11 protein-coding genes are annotated in these 11,304 nt (G+C 39.4%); 6 read left to right on the top strand and 5 right to left on the bottom strand.

Annotated elements, in window-relative coordinates:
- Window positions 1–99: 99 nt before the first annotated feature.
- Window positions 100–657 (bottom strand): TetR/AcrR family transcriptional regulator, encoded by a 558-nt coding sequence (locus tag ACH63V_RS11850; RefSeq protein WP_396463599.1) that lies wholly within the window; start codon window positions 655–657, stop codon window positions 100–102.
- Between the two features lie 693 nt (window positions 658–1,350).
- Here ACH63V_RS11850 and ACH63V_RS11845 point away from each other — a divergent pair.
- On the top strand, window positions 1,351–1,767 hold the full coding sequence (locus tag ACH63V_RS11845) for an NF045616 family extracytoplasmic (lipo)protein (RefSeq protein ID WP_032014965.1): 417 nt from the start codon (window positions 1,351–1,353) through the stop codon (window positions 1,765–1,767).
- A gap of 53 nt (window positions 1,768–1,820) precedes the next feature.
- Here the strand turns inward: ACH63V_RS11845 and ACH63V_RS11840 are convergent, their stop codons facing one another.
- The 4 genes from ACH63V_RS11840 to ACH63V_RS11825 all read right to left on the bottom strand — a co-directional run bounded on the left by ACH63V_RS11840 (window position 1,821) and on the right by ACH63V_RS11825 (window position 5,796).
- A complete protein-coding gene (locus ACH63V_RS11840; protein ID WP_032014964.1) occupies window positions 1,821–2,312 on the bottom strand; it encodes a flavin reductase in 492 nt (163 codons plus the stop codon).
- Window positions 2,313–2,501: 189 nt separating this feature from the next.
- The gene (locus ACH63V_RS11835; protein WP_311070346.1) at window positions 2,502–3,545 is read right to left on the bottom strand and encodes a methionine synthase; all 1,044 of its coding nucleotides are present in this window, start codon (window positions 3,543–3,545) and stop codon (window positions 2,502–2,504) included.
- 21 nt (window positions 3,546–3,566) lie between these two features.
- Window positions 3,567–4,553 carry a DUF1852 domain-containing protein gene (locus ACH63V_RS11830; protein WP_016804373.1) on the bottom strand — a complete coding sequence of 329 codons (987 nt, stop codon included), beginning with the start codon at window positions 4,551–4,553 and terminating at the stop codon, window positions 3,567–3,569.
- Window positions 4,554–4,923: 370 nt separating this feature from the next.
- Entirely contained in the window at window positions 4,924–5,796 is an 873-nt protein-coding gene (locus ACH63V_RS11825; protein WP_396463598.1) for a LysR family transcriptional regulator, read from the bottom strand.
- 250 nt (window positions 5,797–6,046) lie between these two features.
- On the opposite strand from ACH63V_RS11825, the gene ACH63V_RS11820 reads away from it, so the two are divergent.
- From ACH63V_RS11820 to ACH63V_RS11800, 5 genes are all read left to right on the top strand, one after another.
- A complete protein-coding gene (locus tag ACH63V_RS11820; protein WP_396463597.1) occupies window positions 6,047–6,655 on the top strand; it encodes a LysE family translocator in 609 nt (202 codons plus the stop codon).
- A gap of 117 nt (window positions 6,656–6,772) precedes the next feature.
- A complete protein-coding gene (locus ACH63V_RS11815) occupies window positions 6,773–7,702 on the top strand; it encodes a LysR family transcriptional regulator (protein WP_086496553.1) in 930 nt (309 codons plus the stop codon).
- A gap of 278 nt (window positions 7,703–7,980) precedes the next feature.
- Window positions 7,981–9,291 carry an MFS transporter gene (locus ACH63V_RS11810; RefSeq protein WP_191000678.1) on the top strand — a complete coding sequence of 437 codons (1,311 nt, stop codon included), beginning with the start codon at window positions 7,981–7,983 and terminating at the stop codon, window positions 9,289–9,291.
- Between the two features lie 86 nt (window positions 9,292–9,377).
- Window positions 9,378–10,172: a substrate-binding domain-containing protein gene (locus ACH63V_RS11805; RefSeq protein WP_343570505.1), complete on the top strand. Its 795-nt coding sequence runs from the start codon at window positions 9,378–9,380 to the stop codon at window positions 10,170–10,172.
- Window positions 10,173–10,303: 131 nt separating this feature from the next.
- Entirely contained in the window at window positions 10,304–11,233 is a 930-nt protein-coding gene (locus ACH63V_RS11800; RefSeq protein WP_396463596.1) for a LysR family transcriptional regulator, read from the top strand.
- The last annotated feature ends 71 nt before the right edge of the window (window positions 11,234–11,304 follow it).

The following is an 11,304-nucleotide window of genomic DNA, read 5'->3' as shown; positions in this document are numbered from 1 at the left end:
GATCTAAATTACTCAATCATTAATAATAAACTTTAAATTGTAAAATATATAAGGCAATAAAATTCTCACAACTTCATATTTATAAGTACAATCTATCTCTTATGTACTCCCCCTCCCCCAAAACCTCTCCACAACCACATCCCGTTCATCCAAACTATTAGAGCTTAAAACCTGTAGCAGCAAACCATCTATAAGGTTGACCACCATATCGGCATCAAATTTTGGCTCGCGAGTTTCACTGCTAAAAATTAGGTCAAAAATTTCATGGCGCAGCCACTTTCGGTATTCAACTGCCATACGGTAAGCCTGTGCATAAAGCAGTTTTATTTCAAAAATGGCCTTAAGTAAAAGGTTGTACAGGCTGTTTAAATTAGTATGTAAGACAATAATTTTTTTAAGTTTATCTTTTGAAGTGTAATAACGGTTTGAGTAAATGATAGAAAGCACTTCTTCTCTCAGTAAACTTTTTTGAAAGGCGATGCACATTTCGATCAGGTGTTCTTTTGAGCCAAAGTATTTATAAAACGTGGATTTGGTAATGTTGGCTTCTTTAGCAATCAGGTCTACGCCTGCGGTGTGAAAGCCACGAGTGGTAAAGAGTTGGATTGCGGTTTGAATCACTTGTAATTTTTTGGAAGATATTTCTAAAGTTGGCATAGTTTTACCTTTTTAAATTCTTGTTGTGTCTAAATGAGATAAAAAGCCCGTGCCCTTTTTGGGAGAAAAAAAGGCACAGCAAAGCCGCAAGACGGTGCTTGGCACATCTCAAGTTTTGTTGTTGCTAAGTTTTAAGTAAAAATGACGTAAAGCCTGAAAACCTTATGGCGTTCAAGCTGCTGTAATTTTTTAAGCTGTGTTGTTATAGCTTTTGGCACCGAGTACCAAGAAATGATGGATGTGCATAGCCAACTCCTGATTTATGGAGTTCTGCCAGAGCATTTATTTGGACTTATGGTGGCAGAACGAAAGAGGGTTAGCAGACTGGCTTCGAGAACCCAGCACACCCGAAGGTGTCCCCCTTCCGTCCTACCGCTACAAAAAGGGAGACGAGTGGGTCTACATCAAAAAAACGTGTTTTTTCAATGTCCTCAAAGAACGGTCTGCTAAAACCGACTGGCAATGTGGCCAGCACGCAAAGCATAATCTGAGAGTTTAGATGTGTCAATGTCGCTTTTATGACAAGTATTTAAATTTCTTATTGTTTTTCATTAGATTAACTTAATTATTATTTTAGATATTATATTTAATTGTATTTATTTATTTTTTAAAAAGAGTCAGATACGGTAAGCTAAACCTCATAAATTTTACTTTTTGATTTTGAATATTTTTTAGAACTTTACGAGAACATAAATGATAAGACTATCTTCAAAGTCCATTTTAATATTAACAACTGGGTGTTTGTTAAATGGCTGTAGCCAAGGCCCTCTTCCATTAGAGGTTACGCTACATCAGGATTATGTATGTGCCTTTACCAATAAACCTCCAAAAACCACTTATCCTGTTGATAATAGTTTTTTGATTTATATGGGGAAAATCGACAATAGAAACGCATATTCAAGTTCTTATGAGAAGTTTTACCCAAGCGGTCCGTTACCAATAGAAGAAAAGGATTGTGCAAAAATTCCTCTAAAAGAGTTTGAAAAGAATGTGGTTTATGACATTACTTTGGATACATATAAAATTTTTGATACACGTATTTGTGTAGTAGAACAGAACAATAAGCTAGAAATTCGAGAGCCTGAACTCGGTGAGACAACTTGTAAATAGAATTGTTTCTAGGCTCTCATTTCGCTATTACAGAAATAACAAAACGAGTGGGATTAGACAATCTCGGTCTGCCCCACTTGGTGATAAGCGCGATTAAAATAAACCAAACTTTGGTCATGCTGGCTTTGTTTAATCGCCACAATCGGACATATAAAAATCGTATGTGTGCCGACTTGTTGAATTTGTTCAATCTCACAATCGAAACTGACCAAAGCATCATCTAACACAGGTGAACCTGTTTCTAACTCAATCCATTCGCCATGTTTAAAGCGTTCTTCTGGTGTGAGCTTAGATGAAAATGCTTTTGAAATATGTTCGTGGTGTGCGCCTAAAACATTTACCGTTAAGATTTTGTTATCTAGGAAATGTGCATGTGAACTCGCAGATTGGTTCATACAGACCAATAATGTCGGCGGTGTGTCAGTCACACTACAAACAGCAGAGGCAGTAAATCCAAAACGGCCAGACATGCCTGCCGTGGTCACAACGCTAACCGCACTTGTGAGTAAAGACATTGCATTTCTAAAGTCTGTTGCTTGAACCATGACATTATTCCTAAATTGAACCGTACCTTGTCCTGTGTGTTTTGCTATACCGCCCAACTCCATCAGGAAGGTACTGTATCGACATGAGTCCTGTTTAGAACTACATGTAATAAGTGAAATGAGGGTTACTGCTTTGATTATCAATAGCCATCAAAAAAGTAACCCTTTATACCATTGTATTGGTAAATATTAAGCAGTAAGTTCAAAACCAGTTAGTTCTCGACGAACAATTTCTGCACCTGCCGTTAAAGCATTTAACTTGCCACGTGCCACTTCACGCGAAAGAGGTGCCATACCGCAGTTTGTGCACGGGTAAAGCTTGTCAGAGTCTACAAACTGAAGCGCTTTACGTAGTGTGTTCGCCACTTCTTCTGGTGTTTCAATCTGGTTAGATGCGACATCAATTGCACCCACCATGACTTTTTTACCACGAATGAGTTCAAGCAAGTCGATTGGCACACGCGAGTTGTGACATTCTAACGAGATGATGTCGATGTTAGAAGTTTGAAGTTTCGGGAAAGCTTCTTCGTACTGGCGCCATTCTGAACCGAGTGTCTTTTTCCAGTCAGTGTTGGCTTTAATGCCGTAACCATAGCAAATGTGCACCGCAGTTTCACATTTTAGGCCTTCAATTGCACGCTCTAAAGTCGCGATGCCCCAGTCATTTACTTCGTCAAAGAATACGTTAAATGCAGGTTCGTCAAACTGAATAATGTCTACACCAGCAGCTTCTAACTCACGCGCTTCTTGGTTCAATATTTTAGCAAATTCCCAAGCAAGCTTTTCACGGCTCTTGTAGTGACCATCATAAAGCGTATCAATCATGGTCATTGGGCCAGGTAATGCCCACTTAATTGGTTGATCAGTTTGCTGACGTAAAAACTTCGCATCTTCAACAAACACAGGCTTTTGACGAGACACAGCACCAACAACAGACGGTACACTTGCGTCATAACGGTCACGAATACGAACTGTTTCGCGCTTCTCAAAATCTACGCCATTTAAGTGTTCAATAAACGTGGTCACAAAGTGTTGGCGGGTTTGTTCACCATCGCTCACAATATCAATGCCCGCACGTTGTTGTTCGTGCAACGCTAAACGTAGCGCGTCTTTTTTACCTTCAACTAAGCCTTCGTTTTCGAGTTTCCACGGCGACCAAAGCTTTTCAGGTTCTGCAAGCCAAGACGGTTTTGGTAAGCTGCCAGCAGTTGAAGTCGGTAATAATTTTTTCATGTTAAATGACCTGTATGTTGATTAATTAGGAGCGTAATTAGCAGACCACTGCTCAAGAATCGCTTGGTATGGTTTGATAAATTGCTCTTCAACAAACTTCCCCTGCTCAATAGCCAAACGGCTACGTTCTTCACGGTCATACACAATTCGAGTAAGTGAATAATCTTCGTGTTTCAAGCTTGGTTGATAAGACTTTCCAGCCACTGAATTTGCGTTATAAATTTCAGGGCGGTAAATCTTTTGGAATGTTTCCATCGTACTAATGGTACTAATCAACTCAAGGTTGGTGTAATCACTCAACAAATCACCAGTAAAATAGAACGCTAACGGTGCAACGCTATTTGGCGGCATGAAGTAGCGAACTTTTAAGCCCATTTTTTGGAAATATTCATCGGTTAATGAATAGTCTTCTTGCTTATATTCAACACCTAAAACAGGATGTTCGTTTTCAGTACGGTGGTACTCTTTAGTGGTTGAAACGCTTAGGCAAATCACAGGCGCCTTTTTAAAGTTGGCTCTGTAAGTTTCAGAGTTAATAAAGCTCTTAAATAAGTTGCCGTGCAGTTCACCAAACTTTTCTGGCGTGCTAAACGTAGACTTGTTTTTGTTGTGATCTAACAACAACACACTAAAGTCATAGTCACGTACATAAGACGAGAAGTTGTTACCTACAATACCTTCGATGCGTTCATTAGTCTTTTTATCAACAATATTGGTTTTCAATATTTCAATGAGAGGCAGTCCGCTGGTACGGTTTTCGGCATCAATATTCATTTCAACCGAAATGATTTCAAGTTCAACGCCATAGCGATCGCCCTTAGGGTTGTCCCAATGAGCTAAGGCATTAAAACGATTGTCGATCATCCGTAATGTATTGCGCAAATTTTCTTCGCGGCTCATCCCTCTCGCCAAGTTAGCAAAGTTGGTGGTAATACGCGTATTGTCTGCTGGACGATAGTTCTCATCGAAACAAATACTCTTAATCGTAAATGTAAATTCTTTACTCATTTTGATCAGTACCCTAATTTCTGAGATAAAACCTAAAAAAATTTCGAGCTCTTTTTTGAACTTTCCAGCCTTGTCAGTTTTGTGCCTTATGGTCTTATCAAAAAGTGAATTACTGGAGCGCTTCAGAGCATGAATAGATTTATACCGCAATCACAACATGAATAAAAATGATTTAGTCTCATTCAAAACTGAGTGAAATTCATGTTTAGGGTTTAATAAATAAGTAGGAAGTTAAATATTTTTCATCTTAGGTTTTTTTAGACAGTACAAACGAGACATGCGGTACTCACGTTTTAGCACCTGTATTTTTTATAATTTATTATTATTTTTAACTACTTAAACTTATTATTTTAAAATAGAACTGCTAAACCTAAAGCAGTTTATGCTGAATCTCGCTCATCTCTGCTTTGAGCCATTCTAAAAATATAGTTTTGCGTGGATCTTCTTCAAAAGCACTATGAGAAAGTAGAAAATAGGCTGAACCGTCTTGAACGATTGGTGAAATTTTTTGTATTGCGTTCCACTCAAGCTCTTTTTCAATCATATAAATTGAGATAACTGTAGCTCCGAGTCCAGCCAAACAGCCTTCTAAACATAGATAAAAATGTTCGAGTTCAACTTTAGTGTAGCCTTTTAAACTTTGCTTTAACTCAGCAATACGACTCATGTTTTTGAAAAAATTCGGCCTAGAGGTCGAAATGAGTACGTCGTTGGTTTCCGATGGCTTGGTTGCTTGAACTAGGGCGATATATTCATCGGCAATTTTTTCGCTATAGATATGCTCTCCCCAATCAAAGTCATTTCGGCGAATCGCGATATCAATATTATCTTTTTCAAAATCAACCACGCCGCCTGCGGTAAGTAACACAACCTCAAAATCATGACCGAGCTTTTTAAATTTTGATAATCGTGGAATAAGCCATTTCATGGAAAGAGTCGGTTCACACGACAAAACCAGTTGCTTTTTTTCGTTTTTAGGGTGGCTGAGTTCTATTAAACATTCATCAAGTTGACCAAAAACTTGATGGCAACAACTCAATAAAGTTTCACCCTGCTCGGTCATCACAAGCGTTTTATTTTTTCGGTCGAATAAAGTCGTATTTAAAGCTTCTTCTAAATTATAAATCTGTTTACTGACCGCACTTTGCGTCACAAATAACTTCTTTGCAGCTAAAGTCACGCTGCCATACTTCGCCACAAAATAGAAAAATTTTAGTGAATTCAGCGATATTCTTTCGATCATTCCAAAAACTCATAGATGTTTAGTCGTTTTTATCGATTTTTATTTCTGGGTTTCTGTTCAAAAATAAAAATCATCTTTATTAAACCCCATTTTAGATGATGAAAAACATATTGAATATCTATCTTTGTAAACCTCAAATCCTGATATTTCTCGCGAAAAGAATAGCAACTATAGCTAGTTCTTCCGCACTCTTACATACATTCCAAAAACTACAGATTAGTTCTCTTGTTTTTAGTGAAGGTACAAGATAATGGCAGAGTTTATTGCGGTTATTCTCATTACGATTTTGGCGGTGGTTAGCCCCGGCGCTGACTTTGCAATTGTGACTAAAAATAGTTATCTGTACGGCAGAAAAATAGGGGTTTTCACTTCACTAGGAATATCGCTTAGCGTATTGGTGCATGTGACCTATACGTTAGTTGCGGTTGCCTTTGTGATGGCTTATACGCCACAAATTTTGACTATTGTTAAGTATATTGGCGCACTTTACCTGATCTATGTTGGTTATAAAACCTTTACGCAAAAACCTGTTTTAGACACTGCTGCGTTAAACGCTATAGGCACTTTGCAAGCCATAAAATACGGCTTTTTTACCAATGCCCTGAATCCAAAAACCACGCTATTTGTAATTAGCACCTATACGCAAATTGTGAGTTTAACCACGCCTGAAAGCATTCTTTTAGCTTATGGCTTTTTTATGTCATTTGCCCATTTTATATGGTTTTCACTGGTGGCTGTGCTTTTCTCTTCAATGCTCTTAAGACAGAAAATGTTAGCCAAACAAGCTCAGATTAATAAGGTAATTGGTTCTATTTTATGTGTGTTGGGTGTGATTCTGCTTTTTACTAATTTTCAGTAGAGGCACTTAATTTTTCAGAACCTTTTTAATGTATTACTGTTAATATAAAAATACATGATAGATTTTCCAATCCTTCATATTTCTATAAATCAAGGATGATGAGCGAATACATTTATTATGGAAATCAAGCAAATAAAGTATTTTTTGACAGTCGTTGAATCGGGCAGTATTGGTAAAGCTGCCCAAAAACTCGATGTCGGTGCTTCGGCGATTAGTCAGCAAATTAGTAAGCTCGAACAAGAGCTAAGCATTCGCTTATTACAGCGTAATGCTTTTGGCGTGACCCCAACCCCAGCAGGTCTTGCCTTTTTAAAGCACTCGCAACTTATTTTGCGTCAGGTAAATTTTGCCATAGATGCTGCGCATTCGGCACGGTTGTCTGGTCATGTCAGCCTTGGTTTTCCACCGACCATTACCGCTTTGATTGGTATCCCTTTAATGAAACTGATGTCTGAACGCTATCCAGACATTCGTTTAGAGATTGTGGAAACCCTGTCAGGTAACCTGATTCAATACATTAACTCGCGTCAGCTTGATATCGCTATTATTTTTACTAATGAGATTGATAAGCAGTGGTCGATACAGCCCTTGGTACGCGAGCAAATGTACTTGATGGCGCGAAAAGAAGTGCTCGAAAAATACGGTCTTGCCGATTGTATTAAAAGCGGCATTATTCAGTCGCAGCAGATTGGTGATATTCCTTTAGTGTTGCCACGTCAGCGTCATAGCTTACGAAAGCTACTTGAACACAAGATTGGACAGCTTAATGTCGTCTATGAAATTGATGGCTTACACTTACTCATGGACAGCCTAATCCACCTCGACCTTGCCAGTGTTCGCCCCGGAAGTGCCTGCCTGCAAGAATACAAACATCAGCTGCAATTGCTTAAAGTGATTGACCCAGAAGTGGAACGAATTAACTACTTAGTGAGCCTTGCCGAAGAAGAATTATCACCCGCTGCACTTGCTGCAAAGTCAGCCATTAAGGCATGTGTGAAAGAGTTGATTCAAAACCAAATTTGGCCATGTTCTGAAATTATTGTTTAAAGGGTCATTAATTTTTCTAAATACCTAATTAATTTTCGCCTCTCACTCCTCCCTGCTTTTTAAGATTACATTTTTATACAAATGATAAGTGGTTTTCTGTTTATCGAAATATAGATGTGTAGTTTTAACTGGAAACAAGGCATCACATTTTCTACCAAGGACACCTTTAAATCTCATCTCTAACCCATTTCCTATTTAGGTTTATTGATTGAATCAATTTACGTCCAAACTTTGAAGATCGTGAATGTTTCCATTTTGTCAGGCCAAGGAGGTCTCCAATGGATGTCGTTAATAACCGTAGGGCTACTTTTAAAAAAATATTAAATGTAACGAGTGGCAACTTTTTAGAACAGTACGATTTTTTTCTTTTTGGTTTCTATGCCACCTATATCGCAGCAAAATTTTTCCACTCTGAAAATGAATATGTCTCTTTAATGATGACATTTACCGTATTTGCTGCGGGCTTTCTTATGCGTCCTCTCGGCGCTATTTTCTTGGGTGCTTATGTCGACAGAATTGGTCGCCGTAAAGGTTTAATTGTGACTTTAAGCCTCATGGCTATTGGTACGATCTTAATTACCTTTGTACCGGGTTATGACACCATTGGTATTATGGCTCCTATTTTGGTGGTCATTGGACGCCTATTACAGGGCTTCTCGGCAGGTGTTGAATCTGGCGGTGTGTCGATTTACCTCGCAGAAATTGCAACCGATAAAAACCGTGGTTTTATCACAAGCTGGCAGTCTGGTAGTCAACAAATTGCGGTGGTGTTTGCTGCGTTATTTGGTTATTGGCTCAACACCGTTTTAACTCATGCACAAGTGAGTGAATGGGGCTGGCGTATTCCGTTCTTAATTGGTTGTTTAATCATTCCTTTAATCTTCTTATTCCGCCGTACTTTAGAGGAAACTGAAGCTTTTAAAGCGCAAAAAACTCACCCTTCAACCAAAGAAATTTTCAGCACACTGGCGAGCAACTGGCGCATCGTACTTGCAGGTATGATGATGAGTGCAATGACCACAACGACGTTCTATTTCATTACGGTTTACACCACAGTATATGCAAAACGTACTCTAGAAATGTCGGTAACGGATAGTCTTTTAGCAACCGTATTTGTAGGTTTATCGAATTTCTTCTGGTTACCAATGGGTGGCTTACTTTCAGACAAAATTGGTCGTCGTCCTGTGTTAGTCGGTATTACGACTCTTGCGATCTTTACCAGTTATCCAGTTTTAAGCTGGTTGGTGAGCGACATTAGTTTTTCAAACTTACTGATCACACTTGCTTACTTCTCGTTCTTCTTTGGTATGTACAACGGGACTATGGTGGCAACACTTGCCGAAGTAATGCCAAAACGTGTTCGTACCGTTGGCTTCTCTTTAGCGTTTAGTCTTGCAGCCGCTATTTTTGGTGGTATGACGCCAATGGCGTGTACTTACCTTGTGGAAAACACAGGCAATGCAAGCACACCAGCGTACTGGCTGATGCTCGCTGCGGTATGTAGTCTCATCTCAAGTTTATATCTATGTCGCGGTTCTAAACAGAACAAATCTGACGCGATTGCTGAACCTGCAAAGGTTAGCGCTTAAAACAACTCCTTAACCTGAAATTTTAATGAACAGTACGGCGCATGTTGCAGCCGTACTGTGCTCTCCTGTCATTAAAGCGAGATACTATGAAAAAGTCCCCTATCTTCATGACCATTTGCCTAGCTGGTGCGGGCTTAGGCTCAACCCTTGCTAACGCAGATACCCTCGAAGTAATTAGCTCAGGCGGTTTCTATTCATCTATGGAAAAACTCATTCCAATATTTGAAAAGCAAACTGGTCACACGGTTCACCTTTCATCTGGTTCATCTATGGGTGCATCGCCAACTGCAATTCCAAATCGTCTCGATCGTGGTGAACATTTTGATGTGGTGGTGTTGGCCGCTCCTGAACTGAACAAGCTTGCAGAAAAAGGTTATGTAGACCCAAATTCACAAAGTGCATTAGTCAATTCAAGCATTGGCATGGCTGTGCCTAAAGGTGCACCAAAACCAGATATTAGCTCTGCGGCAAAATTTGAAAAAGTTTTATTAAATGCCAAGCACATTGGTTATTCAGCAAGTGCGAGCGGTACACATCTTGAAAAAGATGTTTTCCCAAGCTTCCCACCTGTCGAGTACAAAGTGATTTCTGGTAAAGCAGAAAAAGTAGTCGGCGACCGCGTTGCAAAACGTATTGCTGAAGGTCAGTTTGATATTGGTTTCCAGCAAATTAGTGAAATCAAACCGTTTACCGGCAAATATGGTCAAGTTGATTTAGTCGGTCCAATTCCTGCGCCTTACCAAAAAGTCACCGTGTTTGCTGCTGGCATTGGTAAAAACTCACAACATGAAAAAGTCGCAAAAGAACTTATTCAATTTGTGAAATCGCCTCAAGCGACACAAATTATTGAAGAACAGGGTCTTGAGCAGGTTAAACAATAAAAGCTCTAAAAGGCAGCATTTTGAGAGGGTGTTGCCTTTACTCTTTAGGCGGTTTACGTAGCGTAATAGAACAAAATGTATAGCAATAAACCAGTGTAGAATAATTAACAAAGGACAATGTAGTATTTGCCGTGGAACTCAAACAATTAAAGTATTTTATTGCAGTGATCGAGTCTGGAAGCTTGGGTAAAGCTGCAAAAAATCTCGATATTGGAACTTCTGCATTAAGTCAGCAAATCTCAAAATTAGAAAGCGAGCTTTCTATTCGCCTTTTACAACGTACTGCTTTGGGTACAGTTCCCACCCCTGCGGGTTTAGCTTTTTTTCAACAGGTTCAACTTGCGCTTAGGCACTTAGACCATGCCGTAGACTCTGCGCATTCTTCACGTTTAAGTGGTCATGTTACCGTCGGTTTTTCGCCGAGTGTCGCGTCGGTTATAGGCACGCACTTTTTAAAACTCATGAGAAACCGTTATCCCGACATTAAAGTCCGTCTCATTGAAGGCTTATCAGGCGACTTAAAAGCTTTAGTTAATGCAAGGCAGCTTGATGTTGCCATCATCTTTAGTGACGATGTCGACCCACAGTGGGCCATACAGCCTTTAGTAAAAGAGCAAATGTTTTTAATCTCGCCTAAAGAAGTACTGAGTCAGTACCATCTTGAAAACTGTATAGACACTCAAACTATTACGCATACACAGCTTAAAGAACTTCCGCTGATTTTACCAAGTCAACGACATGGGCTGCGCTTGTTGCTCGAACAGAAAATTCATCAACTTAAAGTGGCTTATGAAATTGATGGGTTGCATTTGTTAATGGAAAGTATTAGCCAACTCGAAATGGCGACCATTCAACCTGCCGGTGCCTCATTAAACTCACGACAAGACCTATGTTTGCTACGCATTGTAGAACCTGCCATTGAACGTATTAACTATTTAATTAGTCTCTCTGAAGAAGAACTCTCGCCTGCCACCTTAGCCACCAAAGTGGTGATTCGTGCTTGTGTGACTAACTTAATTAATGAAAAGCGCTGGCCCGGTGCGGAACTCATAAACACTTAAGCGCTTAGTGTTTATTTTTACTAAACACCCATTCAAGCTTAGCCTCTCACTTCACCTGCTCTTTTAAAGCT

Source organism: Acinetobacter sp. ABJ-A23_2 (assembly GCF_044538765.1).
GTDB classification, from domain to species: Bacteria; Pseudomonadota; Gammaproteobacteria; order Pseudomonadales; family Moraxellaceae; genus Acinetobacter; species Acinetobacter nosocomialis_A.
This window is presented reverse-complemented; position numbering and strand designations above follow the sequence as displayed.